General features: G+C 73.3%; 23 protein-coding genes. 9 read left to right on the top strand and 14 right to left on the bottom strand.

Going from position 1 to position 21,859, the window contains the following annotated elements; all coding sequences use genetic code 11:
* Positions 1–139: 139 nt before the first annotated feature.
* Together JT723_RS25175 and JT723_RS25170 are read right to left on the bottom strand one after the other, a co-directional pair.
* The gene (locus tag JT723_RS25175; RefSeq protein ID WP_205047064.1) at positions 140–523 is read right to left on the bottom strand and encodes a DUF3037 domain-containing protein; all 384 of its coding nucleotides are present in this window, start codon (positions 521–523) and stop codon (positions 140–142) included.
* Positions 523–1,341 (bottom strand): HipA family kinase, encoded by an 819-nt coding sequence (locus JT723_RS25170; protein WP_205047063.1) that lies wholly within the window; start codon positions 1,339–1,341, stop codon positions 523–525. Before JT723_RS25170 ends, JT723_RS25175 begins: the two co-directional genes overlap by 1 nt.
* 197 nt (positions 1,342–1,538) lie before the next feature.
* Between JT723_RS25170 and JT723_RS25165 the strand changes: the two genes are divergently transcribed.
* Positions 1,539–2,051 (top strand): Rieske (2Fe-2S) protein, encoded by a 513-nt coding sequence (locus JT723_RS25165; RefSeq protein WP_205047062.1) that lies wholly within the window; start codon positions 1,539–1,541, stop codon positions 2,049–2,051.
* 37 nt (positions 2,052–2,088) lie between these two features.
* Here the strand turns inward: JT723_RS25165 and JT723_RS25160 are convergent, their stop codons facing one another.
* Positions 2,089–2,991 carry a LysR family transcriptional regulator gene (locus JT723_RS25160; protein ID WP_205047061.1) on the bottom strand — a complete coding sequence of 301 codons (903 nt, stop codon included), beginning with the start codon at positions 2,989–2,991 and terminating at the stop codon, positions 2,089–2,091.
* A gap of 72 nt (positions 2,992–3,063) precedes the next feature.
* On the opposite strand from JT723_RS25160, the gene JT723_RS25155 reads away from it, so the two are divergent.
* Positions 3,064–4,068 (top strand): DMT family transporter, encoded by a 1,005-nt coding sequence (locus JT723_RS25155; protein WP_205047060.1) that lies wholly within the window; start codon positions 3,064–3,066, stop codon positions 4,066–4,068.
* On the opposite strand, the gene JT723_RS25150 is transcribed toward JT723_RS25155, so the two are convergent.
* Entirely contained in the window at positions 4,059–5,393 is a 1,335-nt protein-coding gene (locus JT723_RS25150; protein ID WP_205047059.1) for an aminotransferase class I/II-fold pyridoxal phosphate-dependent enzyme, read from the bottom strand. The genes JT723_RS25155 and JT723_RS25150 overlap by 10 nt on opposite strands.
* 35 nt (positions 5,394–5,428) lie before the next feature.
* Here JT723_RS25150 and JT723_RS25145 point away from each other — a divergent pair, with 35 nt between their 5' ends.
* Positions 5,429–6,103: a pyridoxamine 5'-phosphate oxidase family protein gene (locus JT723_RS25145; protein WP_205047058.1), complete on the top strand. Its 675-nt coding sequence runs from the start codon at positions 5,429–5,431 to the stop codon at positions 6,101–6,103.
* Here the strand turns inward: JT723_RS25145 and JT723_RS25140 are convergent.
* The 5 genes from JT723_RS25140 to JT723_RS25120 all read right to left on the bottom strand — a co-directional run bounded on the left by JT723_RS25140 (position 6,012) and on the right by JT723_RS25120 (position 12,271).
* Positions 6,012–7,043: a DMT family transporter gene (locus tag JT723_RS25140; RefSeq protein ID WP_205047057.1), complete on the bottom strand. Its 1,032-nt coding sequence runs from the start codon at positions 7,041–7,043 to the stop codon at positions 6,012–6,014. The genes JT723_RS25145 and JT723_RS25140 overlap by 92 nt on opposite strands.
* Before the next feature lie 399 nt (positions 7,044–7,442).
* Positions 7,443–8,408, bottom strand: coding sequence for an EamA family transporter (locus JT723_RS25135; protein WP_205047056.1), 966 nt, complete (start codon positions 8,406–8,408; stop codon positions 7,443–7,445).
* Between the two features lie 63 nt (positions 8,409–8,471).
* Entirely contained in the window at positions 8,472–9,020 is a 549-nt protein-coding gene (locus JT723_RS25130) for a Clp protease N-terminal domain-containing protein (protein WP_205047055.1), read from the bottom strand.
* A gap of 101 nt (positions 9,021–9,121) precedes the next feature.
* A complete protein-coding gene (locus tag JT723_RS25125) occupies positions 9,122–9,814 on the bottom strand; it encodes a pyridoxine/pyridoxamine 5'-phosphate oxidase (protein ID WP_251512673.1) in 693 nt (230 codons plus the stop codon).
* A 198-nt stretch (positions 9,815–10,012) separates the two neighbouring features.
* On the bottom strand, positions 10,013–12,271 hold the full coding sequence (locus tag JT723_RS25120) for a glycoside hydrolase family 3 N-terminal domain-containing protein (protein ID WP_205047054.1): 2,259 nt from the start codon (positions 12,269–12,271) through the stop codon (positions 10,013–10,015).
* A gap of 271 nt (positions 12,272–12,542) precedes the next feature.
* On the opposite strand from JT723_RS25120, the gene JT723_RS25115 reads away from it, so the two are divergent.
* Complete coding sequence (locus JT723_RS25115; protein WP_205047053.1) at positions 12,543–13,568, top strand: LacI family DNA-binding transcriptional regulator; 1,026 nt, start codon at positions 12,543–12,545, stop codon at positions 13,566–13,568.
* Positions 13,569–13,630: 62 nt separating this feature from the next.
* Here the strand turns inward: JT723_RS25115 and JT723_RS25110 are convergent, their stop codons facing one another.
* Complete coding sequence (locus JT723_RS25110) at positions 13,631–14,245, bottom strand: PadR family transcriptional regulator (RefSeq protein ID WP_205047052.1); 615 nt, start codon at positions 14,243–14,245, stop codon at positions 13,631–13,633.
* 98 nt (positions 14,246–14,343) lie between these two features.
* On the opposite strand from JT723_RS25110, the gene JT723_RS25105 reads away from it, so the two are divergent.
* Positions 14,344–14,769 carry a helix-turn-helix transcriptional regulator gene (locus JT723_RS25105; RefSeq protein WP_033175865.1) on the top strand — a complete coding sequence of 142 codons (426 nt, stop codon included), beginning with the start codon at positions 14,344–14,346 and terminating at the stop codon, positions 14,767–14,769.
* Between the two features lie 5 nt (positions 14,770–14,774).
* A complete protein-coding gene (locus tag JT723_RS25100) occupies positions 14,775–15,188 on the top strand; it encodes a VOC family protein (protein WP_205047051.1) in 414 nt (137 codons plus the stop codon).
* Between the two features lie 3 nt (positions 15,189–15,191).
* Here JT723_RS25100 and JT723_RS25095 read toward each other — a convergent pair whose 3' ends face one another.
* Positions 15,192–15,920: a helix-turn-helix transcriptional regulator gene (locus tag JT723_RS25095; protein ID WP_205047050.1), complete on the bottom strand. Its 729-nt coding sequence runs from the start codon at positions 15,918–15,920 to the stop codon at positions 15,192–15,194.
* A gap of 55 nt (positions 15,921–15,975) precedes the next feature.
* Positions 15,976–17,067, bottom strand: a complete 1,092-nt coding sequence (locus JT723_RS25090; RefSeq protein ID WP_205047049.1) for a class I SAM-dependent methyltransferase — start codon at positions 17,065–17,067, stop codon at positions 15,976–15,978.
* Positions 17,068–17,212: 145 nt separating this feature from the next.
* Here JT723_RS25090 and JT723_RS25085 point away from each other — a divergent pair, with 145 nt between their 5' ends.
* Both JT723_RS25085 and JT723_RS25080 read left to right on the top strand, forming a co-directional pair.
* Positions 17,213–17,404, top strand: coding sequence for a DUF1059 domain-containing protein (locus JT723_RS25085; protein ID WP_205047048.1), 192 nt, complete (start codon positions 17,213–17,215; stop codon positions 17,402–17,404).
* A gap of 78 nt (positions 17,405–17,482) precedes the next feature.
* The gene (locus JT723_RS25080) at positions 17,483–18,304 is read left to right on the top strand and encodes a PhzF family phenazine biosynthesis protein (protein ID WP_205047047.1); all 822 of its coding nucleotides are present in this window, start codon (positions 17,483–17,485) and stop codon (positions 18,302–18,304) included.
* A gap of 19 nt (positions 18,305–18,323) precedes the next feature.
* Here the strand turns inward: JT723_RS25080 and JT723_RS25075 are convergent, their stop codons facing one another.
* Both JT723_RS25075 and JT723_RS25070 read right to left on the bottom strand, forming a co-directional pair.
* Positions 18,324–19,115, bottom strand: a complete 792-nt coding sequence (locus tag JT723_RS25075) for a CPBP family intramembrane glutamic endopeptidase (RefSeq protein ID WP_205047046.1) — start codon at positions 19,113–19,115, stop codon at positions 18,324–18,326.
* A 102-nt stretch (positions 19,116–19,217) separates the two neighbouring features.
* Positions 19,218–20,705 carry a glutamate-cysteine ligase family protein gene (locus JT723_RS25070; RefSeq protein ID WP_205047045.1) on the bottom strand — a complete coding sequence of 496 codons (1,488 nt, stop codon included), beginning with the start codon at positions 20,703–20,705 and terminating at the stop codon, positions 19,218–19,220.
* Positions 20,706–21,178: 473 nt separating this feature from the next.
* Between JT723_RS25070 and JT723_RS25065 the strand changes: the two genes are divergently transcribed.
* Positions 21,179–21,766, top strand: a complete 588-nt coding sequence (locus tag JT723_RS25065) for a hypothetical protein (RefSeq protein ID WP_205047044.1) — start codon at positions 21,179–21,181, stop codon at positions 21,764–21,766.
* Positions 21,767–21,859: the final 93 nt, after the last annotated feature.

The following is a 21,859-nucleotide window of genomic DNA, read 5'->3' as shown; positions in this document are numbered from 1 at the left end:
TGCGGCCGGTCCGCGTCTCGACGCATGAGCGACCGCTTAGTAGGTCCCGTTGCCGAAACCGTAGGAGGACAGTGACCCAGTGTCAACGCCACCACGGGCGATGTGGTTCAGCACACCGGCGGCCCGGGCGGGCGCGCGATCAGCGGACCAGCAGGTCGAGCAGCCGGTCGGCCTCGGCCCGCGGGTCGGCGGTCAGCCCGGTGTGGATCGGCCCGGGCTGCACGATGGTGCTGCGCGGCGCGGTCAGCCAGCGGAAGCGCCGGCCCGGGTCGTCGCCGCCGGCCTGTCCCGCGTCCTCACCGCCCGCGCAGACGTCCTGGTAGCCGCGCAGGGCGGCCCGCACCCCCGCGACGTCCACGTCGGCGTCCAGGCAGCGCAGCCGGGTCTCGTCCAGGTGCACCCGGGCGCCGACGAAGGACGCCGCACGGCAGTAGACCAGCACCCCCGCGTTGATCATCTCGCCGCGCTCGATCCGCGGCACCACGCGCACCAGCGCGTACTCGAACACCTCGCGCCCGCCCATCAGGCGTTCTTCCCCTCGACCCAGGTGCGCAGCCACTCCGGCGGCGGCTGCCGGTCGCGCTGCACGGGTGCCAGCGTGATCCGTTCGTGGACGTCCGCCGCCCGGGCGGCGAGCAGTTCGCCGTACGCGCCGCGTACGTCGTCGGGCGTGCCGAAGCCCGGCTCGTCGGCCAGCCACTCGTCAGGGACCAGCGCGGTGACCTCGGCGAGCAGTTCCGCCGTGACCTGCGGCGCCAGTTCCGCCGCCGCGGCGGCCGGCCGCGGCGAGAAGCGCGACAGGGCGTGGTCGGAGGCGTCGTAGGCCTTCGCGGACGCGGTCTGCGCGGTCTTCCAGTTGTGGTGCCAGATCAGCGAGGCGCCGTGGTCGATCAGCCACAGGTTGCGGTGCCAGACCAGCATGTTGGGGTTGCGCCAGGACCTGTCGACATTGCCGATCAGCGCGTCGAACCAGACGATCCGGCTCGCCTCCGCGGGGTCGACGCCGAAGACCAGCGGGTCGAAGCCGAGGGAGCCGGGCAGGAAGTCCATACCCAGGTTGAGGCCGCCGCTGGCCCGCAGCAGGTCCTGGATCTCCTCGTCCGGCTCGCCGAGGCCGATCACCGGGTCGAAGTCGAAGCGGACCAGCTCCGGCACCCGCAGCCCGAGCCTGCGGCCAAGCTCACCGGCGATCACCTCGGCGACCAGCGCCTTGCGGCCCTGGGCGGCGCCGCTGAACTTCACCACGTACGTGCCCAGGTCGTCGGCCTCGACCACGCCGGGCACCGAGCCGCCCTCGCGCAGCGGCGTCACATAGCGGATGCCCGTCACGTCTCTCAGCATTGCCCCAGGTTATCGCCGGTCCGGGGGCGGTCCGTGCGGCTGGTGGCGGAGTGACGGCTGCGGCGCCCGGGGGAATTCCCGCGCGCGTCGTTGAACGGATCACCGCGGGCACCCGTATGAACGGACACGCGTGCCCTCACGCCGCCGGGCGGTCGAACTCCGCCGCCCGGCACCCACCAGCGGACAGGATGCAGCTCATGGCCGAATTTCCCGGCTCCTCCATGCCCCCCACCCGCCGCACCGTCGTCGCCGCGGCAGGCGGTGCCGGACTCGCCGCCGTCCTCACCGCGTGCGGGTCCGACTCGGACTCGGGGTCGGCCGCGGACGCGCCCGCCTCCGGCGCACCCTCGTCCGGTGCGGCATCCGACGCCGGCACGCCCTCCGCCTCCGACGGGTCGGGCGGCTCCGGCGGCTCCGGCGGGGGGACGCCGCTGGGGAAGACCTCGGACATCCCGGTCGGCGGCGGGAAGGTCTTCGCCGACCAGAAGGTGGTCGTCACCCAGCCGACGGCCGGCACGTTCAAGGGCTTCTCGGCGGTCTGCACCCACCAGGGCTGCGTCGTCGCCGACGTCTCGGGCGGCACCATCAACTGCCACTGCCACGGCAGCAAGTTCAACGCGGCCGACGGCTCGGTGGCCCACGGCCCGGCCACCAGCCCGCTGCCCTCGCAGGCGGTCGCCGTCTCCGGTGACTCCGTCACGATGGGCTGATCCCCCCAAGCCCCCTGGGCCGCCGGGCCGCGCCGCGTCAGGCGTAGGCGCGCGCCGCCGTGCCCAGGGCGTCCACCGCCGCCCGGATCGCCGGGCGGCGGTCGGCGTCCTCGCGCCACACCGCGTAGACGTGCCGCCGCATGGTGTGGCGCACCGGGACCACCCGCACCCCCTCCGGCATCGGGTCGCGGCCGAGCCGCGGGATGACGGCGACCCCGAGCCCCGCGGCGACCAGCGCGAGCACCGTGGCGTGCTCCTCCGCGTGGTGCGCGATCCGCGGCTCGATGCCCTTGCCGCGCAGGGTGAACAGCAGCCACTCGTGGCAGAAGCCGCCGTCCGGCCAGGCGATCCAGGACTCGCCCGCCAGCTCGTCCAGGTCGATCCGCGAGCGGCCCTCCAGCGGGTGCCCGGCCGGCAGCGCCACATCGACGATGTCGTCGAAGAGCGGCGCCTTGGCCAGCCCGCCGGGCAGCGACAGCGGCTTGTTGTACCAGTCGAGGACGACCGCCAGGTCGATGTCGCCGCGGTTGAGGCGGGCGAGCGAGTCGTGCGGCTCCAGCTCGTGCACCATCGTCCGCAGCTGCGGGTGCTCGCGCCGCAGCTCGGTGAGGGCCGCGGGGAAGAGCCCGCGCACCGCGGTGGGGAAGGCGCCGGCGATCAGGTCGCCGAGCGCGGCCCCGCGGTGCGCCTCCAGGTCGGCGTGCGCCAGCTCGACCAGCGACAGTATCCGCTCGGCGTGCCCGGACAGCAGCCGCCCGGCGTCGGTGAGCCGCACCCCGCGGCCGCTCTTGGCCAGCAGTGACTGGCCGGTCTCCCGCTCCAGCTTGGCCATCTGCTGCGAGACCGCGGAGGTGGTCACGCTGAGCACGTCGGCGGCGGCGCTCACCGAACCGTAGGTGTCGATGGCGTGCAGGATGCGGAGGCGCTCCAGACTCAACATGTAAGAAATACTACGCTGACTGTGTACGAAATCTCGCTTGTTCTACGAGGTCCCAGCCGTCATCGTGGGTGCATGACCGCACCTGCCCGGAGCCGACCCGTCGCCGCCACCCCGCCCGCCGCCCCCTCTTCCGCTCCCGCATCCGTCCCCGTGGACGGGAAGGCCGGCACACGCCGGCCCGCGGTGGACTGGCGGATCCGGTTCGCCGCTCTCGGTCTGGTCTGGGGGTTCAGCTTCCTTTTCATGAAGGTGGGCAACGAGGCATTCGCCCCCCTCCAGGTCACGCTGGGCCGGATGGTCTTCGGCACCGCGGTGCTCGGCGCGGCGGTCGCGGTCAAGCGGGAACGGCTGCCGCGCTCACCGCGGACCTGGGGGCACCTGGCGGTCGCGGCCTTCCTGCTCAACTCGCTGCCGTTCACGCTCTTCGCGACCGCCGAGCAGACCATCCCCTCGATGCTGGCCGGTATATGCAATGCGGCCACCCCGCTGTTCTCGATGCTGGTCTCGCTCGTCGCGCTGTCGGAGGACCGGCCTTCGCGGGAGCGCTTCGCGGGCGTCGGCGTCGGCTTCATCGGGGTGCTGACCGTGCTCGGCGCCTGGCAGGGCTTCTCGGGCCAGGACCCCAAGGGCACGCTCATGGCGCTGACCGCAGCGGTCAGCTACGCGGTGGGCTGGGCGTACGTCCGCCGCACCCTGACCAGCACCGGGAGCTCGCACCTGGCGGTGTCGGCGAGCCAGTTGCTGCTGGGCACGGTGCAACTGCTGGTGGTCACGCCCTTCTTCACCTCGATGCCCGACACCTGGCCCGCCAAGTCGGTGCTGTCGGTGCTGGCGCTGGGGGCGCTGGGCACGGGGGTGGCCTTCCTGATCCAGTACGGCCTGGTCGCCGAGAAGGGTCCGACGATCGGCGCCATGGTCACCTACCTGATACCGATCGTGGCGACCACCGCGGGTGTGGTGCTGCTCGGCGAGACGCTGCACTGGAACGAGCCGGTCGGCGCGGTGGTCATCCTGGTCGGCGCCGCACTGACCCAGCGCCGCCCCAAGCCGCGGCCTGCTCGCGACCCTCAGCCGTAGCGGCCCGCGGCCCGGCCGCCGTGCAGCACCTCGGCGACGGCGTCGGCCAGCGGCTCGATGTCGCCGGGCGCGAGCAGTGAGACGGTCAGCCGCACACCGGGTGCCGAACGGGCACGGAAGCGGGCACCCGGCGCGACGGCCCAGCCGCGCTGGAGCAGGCCCGCGACGGCGCCGGTCTCGTCGCTGACCGGCACCCACACGTTCATGCCGCTGCGCCCGTGGGAGGGCACACCGCGGGCGGCCAGCGCCGCCACCAGCGCCTGGCGCCGCTCGTCGTAGGACCTGGCGACGGCCGCGGGGTCGATGGCGTGGGTCTGCCACAGGTGGACCAGGGCGTGCTGCAGCAGATGGCTGACCCAGCCGGCACCGAGCCGGTGCCGGCCGCGTACCCGGTCCACCGTGGTGGCGTCGCCGGTGTAGAGCGCCAGCCGCAGATCGGGGCCGTACGCCTTCGCCACCGAACGCACCAGCGCCCAGTGGTCGGTGACGCCCGCCAGGCAGTGCAGCGGCAGGTCCACGATGCCGCTGACGTGGTCGTCGTCGATCACCAGGACCTCGCGGTGGCCGGCCAGCAGGGCGCGCAGGTCGGCGGCGCGCGCCGCCGACAGGGCCGCCCCGGTCGGATTCTGCCCGCGGTCGGTCACCACCAGGGCGCGGATCCCGGAGCGCAGGGCGCGCGCGACCTCCTCGACCAGCGGTCCCTCGTCGTCCACGGCGACCGGCACGACCCGCAGCCCGAGGGCGGGCACGAGGTCGAGCACGCTCCCCCAGCCCGGGTCCTCGACGGCCACCGCGTCACCGGGCCGCAGATGCGCGGTGAGGACGCGGTCCATAGCGTCCAGCGAGCCCGAGGTGAGACCGACCGGCCCGGCGGGCACTCCGTCGGCGTCCAGGGCAGCGCGCGCCATCCGGCCCAACTCCTCGTCCACCGGCGGCCCGCCGTAGAGGGCGGGAGAGCGCGCATGCCGGGCGGCTGCCGCGGCGAGTGCCTCGGCCAGCGGCGGCAGCAGCGCCGGGTCGGGATTGCCGCTGGAGATGTCCCGCGCGCCCGGCGGCACGGCGATCCTGATCTGCTCGCGCGGCGCGGTGGCGGGCCGCGCCCTGACCCGGCTGCCGCGGCGGCCCGCGGTCTCGATCACCCCGCGGTCCCGCAGCAGCCGGTAGGCGGCCGCCACCGTGTTGGGGTTGACGTCCAGTTCCACGGCCAGTTCGCGCAGCGGCGGCAGCGACTCACCGGGCCGCAGGGCACCGCTGCCGACCGCGCTCTCGATGTCGGCGGCAATACCCGATGCGCCCCGCCCGGTGATTCGATACTCTCCTAGCACAAACCAGATTATGCACTAGTTCAAAGGAATGCGCCATGGCCACCGCACCCCCCGCCGGCTATACCCCTACCGACCTGAGCACCCCCACCCGCTCCAGGGAGCGCGCCGCCTACGACCGCGCGACCGTGCACGCGATCCTCGACGAGGGCTATGTGTGCCACCTCGGGTTCGTGCGGGACGGCGCCCCCGTGGTGCTCCCGACGCTCTACGCCCGCAGCGGCGAACGGCTGTACGTCCACGGGTCCACCGGGTCGCGCCCGCTGAGGGGAGCCGCCGACGACGGGCTCGCGGTGTGCCTGACCGTGACCCACGTCGACGGCCTCGTCCTTGCCAAGTCCGCCTTCCACCACTCGATCAACTACCGCTCCGTGGTGGTGCACGGCACCGCCTACCAGGTCCTCGACCCCGACGAGCGGGCCGCGGCCCTCGACGCGATCGTCGACCACGCCGTACCCGGCCGCTCCGCCGACTCACGGCGGCCGAACGCGAAGGAACTCGCCTCGACCGCCGTGATACGCCTCGACCTGGAAGAGGTCTCCGCCAAGCTCCGAACCGGCGGGCCCAACGAGGAGCCCGAGGACCTCGAACTCCCCCACTGGTCAGGTGTGGTGCCGGTCGTCACCTCCTACGGGACTCCGGAACGCGCCGAGATCCCCGGCCGGGACCTGCCGCTGCCCGACTACCTGCCACCGGCGCCGCGCCGCCGGTGACCACCGTCTGCCGCGGCAGACGCCGCATGCCACGGGCCTCGTCGGCGACCAGCGAGCCCACAGCGCCCAGCAGGCACACGGTGCCCAGCACGGTCGCCGCGGTCAGCCGCTCCCCCAGCAGCGCGACCGCCAGCACGGTCGCCGACACCGGCTCGATCAGCGCGACCACCGAGACCGTCGCCGAGCGCAGCACCGCCGCACCGGCGAAGTACAGGCCGTAGGCCAGCGCGGTGGGCACCGACGCCAGGTAGCCGAGCAGCAGCAGGGTGCGGCCCAGATGTGCCGCATGCGGCAGCAGTCCCTCGGCCCAGGCCGCAGGCAGCAGCAGGACGGCGCACATCCCGAACGCCCACATCGAGGTGTCGAACGGGTCGCCCGCCACACCCTGCCGCCCCCACCAGCGGGTCAGCAAGGTGATCGCGGCATAGCCGGAAGCCGACAGCAGCGCGAGCCCGACACCGGCAGGGCGTACGGCACCCGCGCCGCCGGACCCGCCGCCGAGCACCAGCACCGCCAGCCCGCCGAGTGCCCCCGCCACCGCCAAAGCGCCGCCGCGGCCGAGGCGTTCGCCCATGGTCAGCCGCGCGGCCAGGGCGATCAGCACAGGACCCGAGCCGAGCGTCACGACGGTGGCCACGGCCAGCCCCGTCGAGCGGACGGCGCAGAAGTAGGCGGCCTGGAAGACGGTCAGTCCCGCGCCGGTCGCCACGACCCGGTGGACGGCGACCCGCCCACCGGCCCGCGCCGGGCGGCGGCGCGCCATGCGCACGGCGAGCAGCAGCACGAAGCCGCCAGCGGCACGCCAGAAGGTGAGGGACAGCGGGCCGAGGCCGCTGGGCCCGTACAGCGCCGCCGCCACGGCACCTGCGGTGCCCCAGCCGGTAGCTGCGACGACGACGTAGATCAGGCCCCGGGTGGCCGGGGCATGCCTGAAGAACACGGAGTACTCCCGTGGGAAGGGGGGGTTCGGGTCGGTGGCTCGTCGCTGTGTGCGGGCAGCACCGATCGGCGGACCCAGTCCGCGTCTACACCACGAGCCGGCCCTCGGCTGAGTCACTCGCCGGGGCCGGGTCCGCTGCCCGCGTCAGGCAGCGGGAGGAGGAAGCACGCCATTCATCACGCCCCCACCCTATGGCCTCCCCCCGGATTCGCCCCTCCCACCCGCGCCCCGGTGGCGGGCCTGCCTCGCAGTTCCCCGAGCCCCTGAAAAACGCTCACCCTGCGGGAAGAGGGCAACAACCAGGGGCGCGGGGAACTGCGCGCCCAGCCCGAACGGGCGGAAAGAAAGCAACGCCACAGCAAGTGGCACCCACCTGCGTACCGCCGCGAAGGCGGCAGGTCAGGATGCGCTGGGCGTCAGATCGGAAGTGGGGAGGGGGTCCGGCGAAGCCGGAGGGGAGGGGGTGGAGGCGGTCTGGGCGACAAGCGCCCCGGCGAGAACCAGCGCACCCCCTACCACCTGGGCGGCGCCCAGGTGTTCCGCGAGCAGCACCCAGGCCAGCACCGTGGCAACCACCGCTTCGAGCCCCGCCACGACCCCCGCGACCTGCGGGCTGAGCGAGCGCACCGCGAGCACCCCGGTGAGGTAGGCGACGACGGTCGAGACGAGCACGATCCAGCCGATGAGCAGAACGGCCGGCACGTCCCGGTCGCCCAGCGCGGCCTGGTGTGCGAGCCCCGACCAGTCCATGGTCCAGGGGTGGGCGACGGCCGTGAGGACGACCGCGCCGACGGCGAGCCCGTGCGCGATGACGGTGATCGGCTCGGGCGCGTCGTCCGCGTCGGTGCCGTGGTCGGCCAGGACGAAGTAGGCGACCTGGCAGCACGCGGCCCCGAAGGCGTAGAGCAGTCCGAGCGCGTCGAAGGCGAGGCCGGACCAGACCTCGACGACGCAGGTCATGCCGGCCAGGGCGAGCACGACGCCGGATGCGGCGGCCCGGGTGACGGGGCGCCGCTGGACGAAGCGGATCCAGCCGAGCAGCAGGGCGGGGCCGAGGAATTCGACCAGGATGGCGATGCCCACCGGGATGCGGGCGATGGCCACGAAGTAGAGGGCCTGGCAGCCGGTGATGGCCAGCAGGCCGAAGCCGGCGACGAGGCCGGGCCGCTGCCTGGGCAGTGCCCGGGAGCGCAGGGCGACGGGCAGCAGGATGAGGGCGGCCCCGGCCACCCGCATCCACACGACCTGCAGCGGGTCGATGCCGAGGTCGATGAGCGGTCTGGCGGCGACGCCCGAGCCGCCGAAGGCGAAGGCGGACAGCAGGGCGAGCCCAAGTCCTCTGCTCCTGGCCCCGGATACGTGCATCAGGTCATCATGTCAGCACGCGACAGGACCGTCACCCCTTTAATTCCTGACATCCTGCGAGCCCTACGGCTCCCGCGGGCCCGGCATGGCGCCTGGTCCCGGGGCCGGGCCGTCGTGGAGGCCGTCGGGGTCGAGGCCGGCCGAGCGCAGGACGTCGGCGGCCCGGCAGTCGGGGTCGGCGGCCAGGGCGTGCAGCAGGTCGACGCCGTCGGCCTGCGCCCCGCCGCGCCGGCCGGCCAGCTGCACGGCGGTGCGGAAGGCCGCAGCCGCGGCGGGGCTCCAGCCGGGCACCGTGACCGTGAGGGTGGGCAGCGCACCGGAGTCCTCCACCGAGCCGCGCCAGCGCAGCCCGTAGCCGATGCTGCGCTGCACCAGGTAGCCCAGCACCCGGGCGCTGCTGCCGGCTGCCGCGTCGCAGGCGGCGCGTGCGTCGGGGTCGTTCTCCAGCAGTGAGTGCAACAGGTGGGCGGTGTCGGCCTGCGGGTCGCCGTCCCTGACCGCACGCCGCCGGGCGCTCGCGGCGACGGCGCGCACCTCCGCGGTGAGGTGGGCGTCGTCCGCCGGGTGGGCCGGGTCGACGGGCGGCCCGTGGTCGCTGTACACGACTGCCATTCCACCAGGGCGGACGGGCGTGCCGCATCGGCTCAGCGGGGCATTCACGCGTCAGCCCGCGGAGGGGGGCGTGCGGCGCGCCCCTCCTCCGCGGGGATGAGTCATGGCCACAGCAAAGTGCGGGACCAGCCGCCGCCCTCGCGGGTGTAGCGCAGCCGCAGGTGCCACCGCTCCGGGCGGGCCTGGAAGAACTCGGCCTCCTCGGCACGCAGCCGGTAGACGGCGTGGCTGGCGGGGATCCGCCCGGGGTGCGCGGCCACCAGGTCCTCGGCTGCGCGGCGCTCGCGCTCGTACTCCTCGGGCCCGCCCAGCGGGGCGCTGACCCTGCCGGTGAAGGCGGCGGCCCGGGAGTGGGGCGAGCGGCCGAGGAAGTCCCGGCGGGTGGCCTCGGCGCCCAGCAGGTCCACGGGTCCGGCCATGCGGATCTGCCGGCCGTGCGCGGGCCAGTACCAGGTGAGTGCGGCGGCGGGCCGCGCCGAGATGTCCCGGCCCTTGCCGCTGAGCCGGTCGCCGGCGAAGCGGACGGCGCAGTCCGCGGAGTCGATGCCGCGCAGCATCACCACCCGGGCGCTGGGCGTGCCGTCGGCGGCGGCGGTGCTGACCGTCACGATGTGCGGCTCGGGCACACCGTCGGCCAGCGCCTTGCCGAGCCATTCGGCGAAGAGCCGCCCGGGCGCGGCGGGGGCGGTGTCCGGGTCGAAGCCGGGCAGCGGCCCGGCGAGCACCGGCGCGGCCCAGACCTTCGCCATCAGGTCGCTGTCGGCTGCGGAGGTGTCGTCGTCCTCGGCGTGCACGGGTCCTCCAGAGCGGTGTGCGGCTGTGTGATCCGAGCCGTGAAAGGCCAGGCCTTGCGAGCCAAGCCTTCCCGTTGCGCCCTCGCCGCGCACGCGTATTGCGGCCGGCCGCGACCGGGGGTGGACCCCGGCCACGGCCGGCCGCCGCATGTCAGCGCCGCCAGGACGGCGTACTCGCACGCCGCTGGCCGGGCGGGTTCAGCGCACGGTCACCGTCGTGCTCTGGGCGCCGGCGGTGAAGACGTACGCCCCGCGGGCCACCTGCTGCGGGCCGGAGCCGTCGATGTCGCCGGGGGTGACGGCGAGCCGGCTCGGCGGCACGGTGAGCGTCACGGTCGTGCTCTGCCCGGCGCCCAGGTGCACCTTGGTGAAGGCGACGAGTTTCGCGGGCGGTGCGAGCACGTCGCTCGATGCCTGGGAGACGTAGACGGGCACGACCATGTCGCCCGCGCGGTCACCGGTGTTGGAGACGCCGACCTTGAGGCTGACGGTGTCGCGGGAGCGGACGCTCGCCGCTGACGCCTTGACCGAGTCGACGGAGTAGGTGGTGTAGGACAGTCCCGCGCCGAAGCGGTAGGCGGCGTCGTAGCCGGACTCGGGCCCGCTGTTGGTGCCGGGGAGCTGCTGGTAGTACAGCGGCTCGTTGCCGACGTCCTTGGGCCAGGACGCGCTCAGCCGGCCGCTGGGGTTGACCTTGCCGAAGAGCACGTCGGCGACCGCGTGGCCGCCCTCGCTGCCGGGCAGCCAGGCCATCAGCAGGCCCTGGGTGCCGTCGGCGTCGCCGAGCACCAGCGGACGCCCGGCGATCACCACGGTGACCACCGGCTTGCCGGTCGCCTTGAGCGACTTGACCAGCGCCTGCTGGTCGGCGGACAGTTCGGGCCGCGGGGAGTCGGCCGAGCCCTCGGCCGCCGCCTTCTCGCCCACCACGACGACGGTCAGGTCGGCGTCCTTGGCCTGGGCGACCGCGTCGTCCGCCGAGGTCGCGCCGACCACGGTCGTCCCCGATGGCGCGGCCTCCTTGATGCCCTGGAGCACGGTGGTGCCGGGCAGCTGCACGCCCGCGGGCACGCCCTGCCAGCCGACGGTCCAGCCGCCTGCCTGGTCGTTGATGTCGTCGGCGTAGGAGCCGGCGACGACGATCTTCTTGGTGGACGCCGCCACGGGCAGCACGTTGCCGTCGTTGCGCAGCAGCACCTGCGACTCGTCCGCGGCCTGCCGGGCCAGCGCGGTGTCGGCGCCGATCACCCGGGAGTCGGCCTTCGCGGCGTCGACGTAGGGGTGTTCGAAGAGTCCGAGGCGGAACTTCATGGTCAGGATGCGGGTCACGGACTGGTCGATCCGCTTGACGGAGACCAGGCCGCGCTGCACGGCGGTCTTGAGCCCGTCGCTCCAGCCCTGCGCGTCGTACGGCTCCATCGCCATGTCCAGGCCGGCGTTGACGGCCTTGGCGACGGCCTCGGGGTAGTCGGCGGCGATGTGGTAGCTGGTCTGCAGGGCGCGGACGTCCTGCCAGTCGCTGACCACGACGCCCTTGAAACCCCACCGGTCGCGCAGCACGTCGGTCAGCAGGTAGTGCGAGGAGGTAGCCGGTATGCCGTTGACGGCACCGGAGTTGACCATGACGGACATGGCGCCGGCGTCGATCGCCTGCTTGTAGGACGGGAGCAGGGTGTCCTGGAGGTAGCGGATCGAGACGTCGCCCGGTACCCGGTCGTGGCCGTTGCCGGGTTCGCCGTAGCCGGCGAAGTGCTTGACGGTGGCGGCGACGTCCTTGGCGCCGTCCGCGCCCTGGATGCCGCGGACCGCGGCGGACGCCAGCGTGCCGGACAGCAGCGGGTCCTCGCCGTAGGTCTCGTAGTAGCGGCCCCAGCGCTGGTCGCGGGCGATGTCGGCGACGGGGGCGAAGTTCCAGTCGATGCCGGTGGCGGCGACGGACTTGGCGGTGGAGGCGCCGGCGTCCTGGACCAGTTGCGGGTCCCAGGTGGAGCCCATGCCGATCTCCTGCGGGAAGATCGTGGCACCGAGCACGTTGTTGTGGCCGTGGACGGCGTCGACGCCGTAGATGATCGGGATGTGCAGGCGCGAGTTGTCGATCGCGTACTTCTGCACGGTGTTGACCATCGTCGCCCAGTTCTGGGGCGTGTTGACGGACGGACCGGCGCCGCCGCCGGAGAGGACCGAGCCCGCGGCATTGTCGACCAGTACGGACTTCATGCAGGATTCGGTGTAGGCACCACCGCTCCACTCGCAGTCGCCCTGCATCCTGACGACGGAGATCTGGTCCATCTGCCCGATCTTCTCCTCCAGCGTCATACGCTTGAGGAGGTCCTTGACCCGGACGTCGACGGGGGCCTTGGGGTTGGTGTAGCTCGGGTTGTCGCCGGCCTGTGCCGGTACGGAGGCCACGGCCGCGACGCAGGCGGCCGCGGTGGCGAGTGTCAGGAGGCTTCTCATGCGTAGTCGTCGAGCGTTCGTTGGCATCGCAGGCGTCCCGTTCCTGTTGGGGGTCCCCGGCGGACCGGGGCCGATTGCCGTAAACGTTTCCGATCGGCGGGAAGTCTGTCCTTGCCCCGACTGATCGTCAAGACTGTGCGCAGGAAGCATTTTGCGACCTGCGCACACCTCCTCCGCACCGCCCCCGTACCACCTGCCCACCGCCTCCACACCGCCGCCGACCCCGCCCCGACCCTGTCTCCACTGTCCACTCGCGCAGAACGGGTATGCCGTGAACATCCGTGAACTCGCCCGCCGCAGCGGTGTGTCGACCGCCACCGTCTCCCGGGCGCTGAACGACCGGGCCGAGGTGAGCGAGGCCACGCGGGCCAAGATCCGGCGACTGGCCAGCGAGTTGGGGTACGCGCCCAACGAACCCGCCCGCACGCTGGTACGCCGCCGCTCCGACACCATAGGCCTGGTGTGGGACAGCGGGCAGGAGGCGCTGGGCCAGCACAACCCCTTCCTGCTGGGCCTGCTCAGCGCGGTGCGCACGGCCCTGTCGGACGCGGACTACCACCTGATGCTGCTGACCACACCGGGCGAGCAGGACCAGGACGGCGCGCACCTGCAGGCGGTGCAGCGGCACAACCTGGAGGGGGTGATCGTGCTGACCACACCGCCGGACGACCGCTGCCTGCGGGTGCTCGCCGACTCCACGGTGCCCTGCGCGGGCATCGACACCGCCTTCACCGGGCCGCGTACGGTCCGGGTCAGCTCGGACAACGCGGCGGGCGCGGAGGCCGCCGTGCAGCACCTGTACGAGCTGGGCCACCGCAGGATCGCGACCGTCACCGGGCCGCTGCACCTGCCGCCGGCCGCCGAGCGGCTCGCGGGCTATCTGCGGGCCTGCTCCCGGCTGGGGCTGAGCGTGCCGCCGGAGTACGTGACGGAGGGGGACTTCTTCCTGGCCAGCGGCGAGGCCGCGGGCAAGCGGCTGCTGTCGGTGCCCGACCGGCCCACCGCGATCTTCGCGGCGGGCGACCAGATGGCGATCGGCGCCATTCACGCGGCCGCGGACGCCGGTCTTTCCGTGCCGCGCGACCTGGCGGTGGTCGGCTTCGACGACATCGACGCGGCGGCCCTGGTGCGGCCGGCCCTGAGCACGGTCGCGCAGGACCAGCGGGGGCTCGGGGTGGCGGCGGTGGAGGCGCTGCGCGGGCTGATCGACTCCACGACGGTGGACACCGTCGAGGCGCAGCCGCGGATCATCCCGACCCGGCTGCTGATACGCGGATCGAGCCGGCCCGGGGTGTGATCCCCGCGGCCGGCCCGACGCGGTACCGCGGCCCGGGGAGCCGCCCCGGGCCGCCGGGTGGCTCAGTCCCGGCCGGTGTCCTCGTCGGCCAGGATCAGGTAGAGCCGCTTGCGGGCCTCGTTCACCACGGTCAGCGCCTTGTCGCGCTGCTCGGGGGTGCCGGTGGCCCAGACCTGGCGGAAGGCCTCGACGAGGCCGCCGCCGGCTTTCCTTATCTCGTTCATGGCGTCCCAGTCGATGCCGCGGCCGGCGTCCTCCCAGGGCGCCTCGGGTCCCGCCTCGGCTTCCTGGGCGCCGGCGTCGGTGAGCGTGAACAGCTTCTTGCCGCCCTCGCTCTCGCTGCTGATCAGGCCCTCGTCCTCCAGCAGCTGCAGCGTCGGGTAGACCGAGCCGGGGCTCGGCTTCCACGCGCCGCCGCTGCGCTCGGCGATCTCCTGGATCATCTCGTAGCCGTGCATCGGCCGGTCTTTGAGCAGGGCCAGGATCGAGGCCCGTACGTCACCGCGCCTGGCCCGGCCGCGCGGTCCCCCGCGGCCCCGTCCGCCGGGCCCGAAGGGGCCGCCGCCGAAGGGCGGTCCGAACGGCCCGAAAGCGGCCCTGCGGCCCTCGTGCTCGCCCCATCCGTGGCGGTCGTGACCGCAGGGGCCGTGCTCGTGTCCATGTCCGTGTCCATGCATAACGCAATCTCCTATCGTGATCGTTCGCGATGCTTCAACGATATATCGGGAGCGGTCGGAACGCAAGGACTGTCGGAGGGTGTGGGCATACTGGCCCCATGGACAGGTCGGACCTGGTGAGACTGCGGCGAGCCCGCGACCGCATGGACCGCGACTACGCGCGGCCGCTGGACGTCTCGGCGCTCGCCCGCGAGGCCGTGATGTCGCCCGGGCACTTCTCGCGCAGCTTCCGCGCGGCCTTCGGCGAGACGCCGTACGCATACCTGATGACCCGCAGGATCGAGCGGGCCAAGGCCCTGCTGCGGCGGGGCGACATGTCGGTGACCGACGTGTGCATGGCCGTCGGCTGCTCCTCGCTCGGCTCGTTCAGCTCACGCTTCACCGAGCTGGTGGGCGAGACGCCGAGCGCCTACCGCGCCCGCAACCACTCGGAGCTGTCCGCGCTGCCGGCCTGCGTCGCGAAGATGGTCACCCGACCGGTCAGGAACAAAGAAGCCAGGGGTGCGGGTCCTGCCCTAGCGTGAGCTGCATGGACATCAAGCTCTCACACACCTTCCTGGCCGTCGACGACCACGACAAGGCCATCGAGTTCTACCGGGACGTGCTCGGCCTCGAAGTGCGCAACGAGGTCGGCTACGGCGACATGCGCTGGGTCACCATCGGCTCGCCCTCCCAGCCCGAGGTCGACATCGTCCTCGAACCGCCGGCCGCCAACCCGAACATGTCACCCGCGGACCGCAGCGCGGTGGCCGACCTGATGGCCAAGGGCGTCTACGCCCGCGTGGTCTTCTGGACCGACGACGTCGACCAGACCTTCGACCGCGTCCAGGGCGCCGGCGCCGACGTCGTCCAGGAGCCGACCGACCAGCCCTACGGCGTACGCGACTGCGCCTTCCGCGACCCCGCGGGCAACGAGGTGCGGTTCAACCAGTCCAAGGGCTGACGCTCAGGGCCGCGGCCCCGCCAGCCACACGTTCGCCGCGTCCACCCGGCCGCAGACCCGCAGCTTGGCGTAGGCGTGCTCCAGGTGCTTGTCGACGGTGCGCGGGCTGATCGCCAGCCGGTGGCCGATCTGCTCGTTGGTCAGGCCGTGCGCCAGCAGCGTCAGCACCTCCGCCTCGCGGCGGCTGACCAGGGCACGGGCCGGCGGGGTGCGGTGCAGCCGGTCGAGGGTGCGGGCGAGGCGGGGCCTGAGCATGGCCGCGACGGCCAGGTCGGCGTCGGTGAAGTCGCTGCCGCTGCGGTTGACGGCCAGGCACACCCGGCGCTCGGCGCCACCCTCCCGCCCCGCGGGGAAGGCCATGGCCAGCTGGTCGTCCGCGCCCACCTTCCGGTAGACGTCCGCGTAGAGCGGCAGGGCGTGGTATTCGGCGCGGCTCTGCATGGCCGAGCGGCGGACGGGTGTGCCCGGGCCGCCGGTGGTGTGCACGACCAGCGGGTCGGCGGCGGCGCCGTGCCGGAAGGCGGCCAACAGGCTCGGGGCGAGCAGGTCGCGGGGCAGGGTGAGCGGGGCGGCGGAACCCGGGTGCGGGGTCCATACGACGCTGTCACCCGGCAGGGCCGCGAGCAGCATCGGGAGCAGCACCGGAACGAGCGCGTCCTCGTCGTCGGCGTCGATCAGCAGGTCCACCACGGCCAGTACGCGGCGCAGTGCGGCCTCCCCGACCGTGCCCATGCATCCAGCCTGACCAGCGCCGGATCACCGGTCAAGGCGGGGCGGCCGCCGCGGGTCAGCGGGCGAGCGCGTAGACCCGGTTGACCGGGCTCTCGGCGGCGAGCGCCCAGTGGTGCAGGCCCGCCTCGTCGGCGATGTGCCGCATGGCCTCCTCGCCGGCGTGGTTGCCGAGCGCCTCGGGTCCTGGCTGGGCGAGCGCGGACGGCAGGCAGACGGCCACCGAGGCGGCGGACATGCCGCGGCCGATCGGGTGGACGTTCTCGCGGATGTCGGCGGACATGTTCGGCTCCACCAGCAGGCAGGTGCCGCCCTCGGCGAGTGCGTCCGCGGTGTGCCGCAGGGCGCCGCCGGGGTCGCTCATGTCGTGCAGGCAGTCGAAGAAGGTGACCAGGTCGAAGTCGCCGCCGGGGAAGTCCTGTGCCGTCCCCACGTCGAACTCCACCCGGTCGCTGAGCCCGGCCTGTGCGGCGAGCCCGCGGGCCGCCTCGACGGAGGGGCGGTGGAAGTCGAAGCCGTGGAAGCGGGAGGCGGGGAAGGCCTCGGCCATCAGCAGCGTGGAGTGCCCGTAGCCGCAGCCGACGTCGGCGACGCGGCCGCCCCGCTCCAGCTTGGCGGTCATCCCGTCGACCGCGGCGATCCACTCCGGCACGAGCGCGGCGGCGTATCCGGGCCGGAAGAACTTCGCGGTGCCCTCGAAGAGCGCGGGTCCGTGCTCGCCCCAGCCGACCCCCTCACCGGTGCGGAAGGCGTCGAGCAGCGCGTCCTCGGTGCCGTAGAGCGCCTGCAGCATGGTGAACATCCCGGCCGCGTACGTCGGCGCGTCGGGGTCGGCCAGGACCGCGGCCTTCTCGGCCGGGAGCTCGTAGCGGTCGGACTCTGCGTCGTACCCGACGTACTCGCCGGCGACCTGGGCGGCCAGCCACTCGCGCAGGTAGCGCTCGTCCAGGCCGGTCCTCGCCGCGAGTTCCGCGGAGGTGAGCGGGCCTGCGGACGCCATCGCCGTATAGATGCCGAGCCGGTCGCCGATCGAGGTGCACAGGCCCGCCATGGCGGCGGCCCCGTCGGTGATCACCTGCTCGAGGAAGTCCATCACGCGTTCTTCTTCGGCCTTCGCCGGTGCTGTGTCGGCCTCCGGGGCAGCGGTCATGGCGCTCGCCTCCTCCTTGTCCCCAGCCCAGCAGGGCGGCCCGCGGCGGCGCAATACGGTCTTCCCCGTACGGGCCGCCGCAGCACCGCCGCGGGCGGGTGCCCGCGGCCTAGACTCGGCGAGGAGCAGAAGGAGGAGATGCGCCATGCGCAAGGTCGCCGACTGCAGGCAGTTCCCCAGCGAGTCCAACTGCACCCTCACCATCTCCGGCGAGGAGGAGGAAGTGGTGCGTGCCGCAACCGAGCACGCCGTCTCCGTGCACGGGCACAGCGACAGCCCGGAACTGCGCGAGCAGGTCCGCTCCACCCTCACCGACGAGGTCGCGCAGCACGCCTGACCCGCTCCCGCAGGCAGCCCTCCGGCGGTCCCGGCCGTGCGGCGGCGCGCGCGACCGCCGGTCCCCTACGCTCTCGCCATGCGTATCCGTATCGTCGACGCGTTCACCGACCGCCCTTTCGCCGGGAATCCCGCCGGGGTGCTGCTGCTGGACGCCGGAGCCTTCCCCGCCGACCGCTGGCTGCAGCAGGTCGCAGCCGAGGTCAACCTGTCGGAGACCGCGTTCGCCCACCCGCTGACGGGCGCGCCGGACGCCGGGTGGGCGCTGCGCTGGTTCACCCCCACCACGGAGGTGGGCCTGTGCGGGCACGCCACCTTGGCCACCGCCCACGTCCTGCGGACCACGGGCGCGGCCGGCGGTGTCATCGCCTTCCGCACCAGGGCGGGCGTCCTGACCGCCGAGACCGACGGCGACGGCACGATCACCCTGGACTTCCCCGCCGCACCGCTGACGCCCGAGCCGGCGCCCGAGGGCCTGGCGCAGGCACTGGGTGCGGCTCCGCTGAGCGTGCACGACACCGGCCCCGACTGCGGCGACCTGCTGGTCGAGCTGGCGGACGAGGGCGCGGTACGCGCGCTGGCCCCGGACTTCGCCGCGCTGGCCCGGCTGTCGCGGCGCGGGGTGATCGCGACGGCGGCGGCAGCCGACCCCGCCGCCGGGTACGACTTCGTCTCGCGCGGCTTCTTCCCGGCCGTGGGCATCGACGAGGACCCGGTCACCGGCAGCGCCCACACCGCGCTCGCGCCCTTCTGGGCCGCCCGTTTCGGCCGCGCCGAGCTGGCCGGGTGGCAGGCCTCTGCCCGCGGCGGCCTGGTGCGCACCCGGCTGGACGGCGACCGGGTGCGGCTGACCGGCTCCGCGGTGACGGTGGTCGACGGCGAACTGCACGCCGTGCCGTGACGAGCGGCGCTGCCCGCCGTCAGGCGGTGGGCAGCCAGCCGACCTTCCCCGCCAGCAGGGCGTAGCCGACGAAGGCGACCGTGTCGATCAGGGCGTGCGCGGCGACCAGCGGCCCCACCCGGCCCCAGCGGCGGTAGAGCAGGACGAAGACGACGCCCATCGCCATGTTGCCGAAGAAGCCGCCGATGCCCTGGTAGAGGTGGTAAGAGCCGCGCAGCACCGCGCTCGCGGCGAGCGCCGCCAGGGGCGTCCAGCCGAGCCGGTCCAGCCGGCGCAGCAGGTAGCCGACCACGATCACCTCTTCGAGTACCGCGTTCTGCACGGCGGAGGCGATCAGCACCGGAATCTTCCACCAGACGTTCGGCAGCGACTCGGGCACGACCGTCAGGTTGAAGCCGGCCGCCCGCGCGCCCAGGTAGAAGGCGAGGCCTGTTCCGCCGATCACCGCGGCGACGACGGCGCCCCTGGCCAGGTCGAGGCGCGGGCGGGTCAGGTCGAAGCCGATCGAGCGCATCCCGGCCCGCTCGCGGCCCAGGAGGTGCGCGACCAGGGCGACCGGGGCCAGGGCGGTGGCGATGTAGAACAGCTGCCAGGCCAGGTCGAGCCAGGGCCGGTCCGGCGCGTAGGAGCCGACCAGCGTCGCCGCCTGGTTCTTGAGCGCGCCGGGCCTGGTGACGGAGCCGGTGAAGCTGATCAGCGCGGAGACGCCGCTGGCGCCCAGCGAGAGCGCGAGCACGATCAGCGTCTCGTTGCGCAGCGTCCGGTCCGGCAGCCCGGGCTCCGCATCCACCGGGTACGGCTCTGTGTGCATGCGGGTCCTCCAACGGCGCAGGTGTCTCCGGACAAGATACGAAGATCGCGCCGTCGGCCGCGGAGCCACCCCCTTGAGCAGCCGCGGGTCTCGGACCGGGTCTCAGACCGCGGGCCAGCGGTGCACGGGTTCCCCGCCGCAGCTGTTGTCACGGTAGCGCCGGGTCATCGCGGCCAGTGCGGCCCGCCGGTCGGGGGTGCGCTCCAGCAGCCGGTGGAAGGACGCGGACTGCCATTCGGCGCCGTTGGTGTGCAGCCGGCAGCGCTCCTCGATGATGCCGAGGTAGCGGTCGCGGTCGGCGGGCCCGATGCCCCAGCCGTCCAGGCCCGCGGCGGCGAGCGGCAGCAGCTCGTCCCTGATCAGCTCGGCGGCGGGGACCTCGGCCAGGCCGCCGCGCCCGCGTGGCCAGTGCATGACCGCGCCGATGCCGTCCCGGCAGCCCGCGTCGAAGTTGGCGGCCGCGGCCCCGAAGGGGAGCCGGTGCCAGACCGGGCGCGGCGCTTCGGCCAGCGCCCTGACCAGGCCGTAGTAGAAGGCGGCGTTGGCCAGCACGTCGGCGACGGTGGGCCCCGCGGGCAGCACCCGGTTCTCGACCCGCAGGTGCGGGACGCCGTCGACGACGGCGTAGACGGGGCGGTTCCAGCGGTAGATCGTGCCGTTGTGCAGGGTCAGCTCGCGCAGGTGCGGCACTCCCCCTTCGTCCAGCACCCGCAGCGGGTCCTCGTCGTCGCAGATCGGCAGCAGCGCGGGGAAGTAGCGCAGGTTCTCGGCGAAGAGGTCGAGCGGCGTGTCGATCCACCGCTCGCCGAACCAGGTCAGCGGGCGTACACCCTGGGCGCGCAGCTCCTGCGGGCGGGTGTCGGTGGCCTGTTGGAAGAGCAGCGGGCGGGTCTCCCGCCACAGTTCGCGGCCGAAGAGGAAGGGCGAGTTGGCGCCGACGGCGACCTGCGGCCCCGACACCGCCTGGGCGGCGTTCCAGACCGCGGCGAAGCGGCCGGGGGTGACCTGCAGGTGCATCTGGGTGGAGGTGCAGGCGGCCTCGGGGGCGATGGAGGCGGAGGCGTACACCAGGTGCTCGACGCCCTGGATGTCCAGGGTGATGTCCTCGCCGCGCATCGCCAGGATGCGGTCGTTGAGCAGGGTGTAGCGGTCGGCGCGTGAGAGGTTGGCGGAGACCAGGTCCTGTGCTTCGAGGGTCGGCAGAATTCCGACCATCACGATGTGCGCACCGACGTCGCCCGCCATCCGGTCGGCGTATGCAAGCCCGGTCCGCAGTTCCTCGGCGAGCCGGTCGAGGACCGGCCCGGAAAGCCGGTGCGGGGCTATGTTCACTTCAATGTTGAACTGAGCCAGCTCGGTCTGGAAATCGTTGCTCGCGATGCGCTCCAGCACTTCTTCGTTCATCATGCGCGGCAGTCCCGCGGAATCCGCGAGATTCAATTCGATCTCCAGGCCCATCAGATTGCGCGGCCGGTCGAATCGCTTGGCCTCCAACAGCCGCTCCAGCCCCAGCAGGCACTGCTGGAGCTTGTGCCGGTAGCGCCCTCGGTCGGCGGTGTCGAACCCTCTGGCGACGACCTTCTCCCCCATCGACGCCTCCCTCCTCAGTCGGCCGCCGCACGGCCGCCCATCGGAGGATGCCCACCCAAATGATCGATAACGCCACATCGGCGTGCCGGGGAACGCTAGGCTAGCGGTAGGAGAGAAGCGCGCACGTTCCAGCGGCACATTCCGATGCCACGGGACCTGCGGAAGAGCCGGTGAAATGACCGTCGGGATCCGGCCGTCCGTGGCGGGCAGAAATATGCACCGCCCTCCCCATACGCTGCGGTAATGCCATCGACACGTCCCCGGAAGAAGGCGAATTCTCGCCTTGCGCGTAATACTGGCAGCGACTAGACGAAACACGGAGCGAACACAGGTCGTATAAACTCCGCGCACAAGGCAAAGCATCCGCCGTCGCCGGACGTGCCTGAGCAGGTCACCCGCAGAGCATCGAAACCGACCGTGCCGTCCGCGCCCGCCCTCCCCGCACCACGTGTCTCCCAGTGAGAGGCGACATCATGCCGCTGCTTGTTCCCCCAGCACCTGCCCCAGCCCTGCTGAGCGTGCTCGCCGCGCTCAGTTCGCCCACCGCGGTCCTGGAAGCCAGGACACCGGCGCTGCGCACCGCAGAAGGGCCGCTGGCCGCCGAACACCCGCTGCCTGTCCATGTGTTCGAACCGGCGGCCGTTCCCGGAGCACTGCCGCAGGCGCGGCTGACCGGCTGGCGGTTCCATATCAGGGCAGGTGCCCGGGTGGCCGCTGCGGGCGAGACCGTGGTGACCCCCGACGGCTGGGTGTTCTCGCGGTTCTCCGAGGGGCCGTTCCTGGTCTCCATCGAGCGGGCGCTGCTCCAGGCGGAGGCGCTGCCGGCGACGTACCAGCCGCATCTGCTGTCGGTGCCGGGGCTCTACATGCTGGCGCTGTGGCTGCACTGCGACGCGCGGGCCGAGGCGGCGACCGCCCAGCCCGACCCGGACGACCTGCTGGTGCCGCTGGCGCCCGCGCCGCCCGGCATCGCCTCGCACCGGGTGCACCGGCTGACCGAGCTGGCGCCGGCGCTGAGCGTACGACTGGCGCCGCCGCCGCTGATGGGCTCACCCGCCTGACCCCGGCACCCCCGGCACGCCCACAGGCGGTGTCCGGCGGCCGTACGAGGCCGCCGGGCACCGCCTTGCGCATGTGCGGGGACGACCGCTTCG

The sequence above is a fragment of the Actinacidiphila bryophytorum genome (genome assembly GCF_016916835.1).
In the GTDB taxonomy this organism is placed as follows: domain Bacteria; phylum Actinomycetota; class Actinomycetes; order Streptomycetales; family Streptomycetaceae; genus Actinacidiphila; species Actinacidiphila bryophytorum.
The sequence above is the reverse complement of the archived record's forward strand: the minus strand, read 5'-3'. Positions and strand labels throughout refer to the sequence as shown.

Coding starts and splice junctions, on each gene's coding strand:
- JT723_RS25175 (WP_205047064.1), bottom strand. CDS start 523: ATGGGCGGGCGCGAGGTGTTCGAGTACGCGCTGGTGCGCGTGGTGCCG.
- JT723_RS25170 (WP_205047063.1), bottom strand. CDS start 1,341: ATGCTGAGAGACGTGACGGGCATCCGCTATGTGACGCCGCTGCGCGAG.
- JT723_RS25165 (WP_205047062.1), top strand. CDS start 1,539: ATGGCCGAATTTCCCGGCTCCTCCATGCCCCCCACCCGCCGCACCGTC.
- JT723_RS25160 (WP_205047061.1), bottom strand. CDS start 2,991: ATGTTGAGTCTGGAGCGCCTCCGCATCCTGCACGCCATCGACACCTAC.
- JT723_RS25155 (WP_205047060.1), top strand. CDS start 3,064: ATGACCGCACCTGCCCGGAGCCGACCCGTCGCCGCCACCCCGCCCGCC.
- JT723_RS25145 (WP_205047058.1), top strand. CDS start 5,429: ATGGCCACCGCACCCCCCGCCGGCTATACCCCTACCGACCTGAGCACC.
- JT723_RS25135 (WP_205047056.1), bottom strand. CDS start 8,408: ATGCACGTATCCGGGGCCAGGAGCAGAGGACTTGGGCTCGCCCTGCTG.
- JT723_RS25130 (WP_205047055.1), bottom strand. CDS start 9,020: ATGGCAGTCGTGTACAGCGACCACGGGCCGCCCGTCGACCCGGCCCAC.
- JT723_RS25120 (WP_205047054.1), bottom strand. CDS start 12,271: ATGAGAAGCCTCCTGACACTCGCCACCGCGGCCGCCTGCGTCGCGGCC.
- JT723_RS25110 (WP_205047052.1), bottom strand. CDS start 14,245: ATGCATGGACACGGACATGGACACGAGCACGGCCCCTGCGGTCACGAC.
- JT723_RS25105 (WP_033175865.1), top strand. CDS start 14,344: ATGGACAGGTCGGACCTGGTGAGACTGCGGCGAGCCCGCGACCGCATG.
- JT723_RS25100 (WP_205047051.1), top strand. CDS start 14,775: ATGGACATCAAGCTCTCACACACCTTCCTGGCCGTCGACGACCACGAC.
- JT723_RS25095 (WP_205047050.1), bottom strand. CDS start 15,920: ATGGGCACGGTCGGGGAGGCCGCACTGCGCCGCGTACTGGCCGTGGTG.
- JT723_RS25090 (WP_205047049.1), bottom strand. CDS start 17,067: ATGACCGCTGCCCCGGAGGCCGACACAGCACCGGCGAAGGCCGAAGAA.
- JT723_RS25085 (WP_205047048.1), top strand. CDS start 17,213: ATGCGCAAGGTCGCCGACTGCAGGCAGTTCCCCAGCGAGTCCAACTGC.
- JT723_RS25080 (WP_205047047.1), top strand. CDS start 17,483: ATGCGTATCCGTATCGTCGACGCGTTCACCGACCGCCCTTTCGCCGGG.
- JT723_RS25075 (WP_205047046.1), bottom strand. CDS start 19,115: ATGCACACAGAGCCGTACCCGGTGGATGCGGAGCCCGGGCTGCCGGAC.
- JT723_RS25070 (WP_205047045.1), bottom strand. CDS start 20,705: ATGGGGGAGAAGGTCGTCGCCAGAGGGTTCGACACCGCCGACCGAGGG.
- JT723_RS25065 (WP_205047044.1), top strand. CDS start 21,179: ATGCCGCTGCTTGTTCCCCCAGCACCTGCCCCAGCCCTGCTGAGCGTG.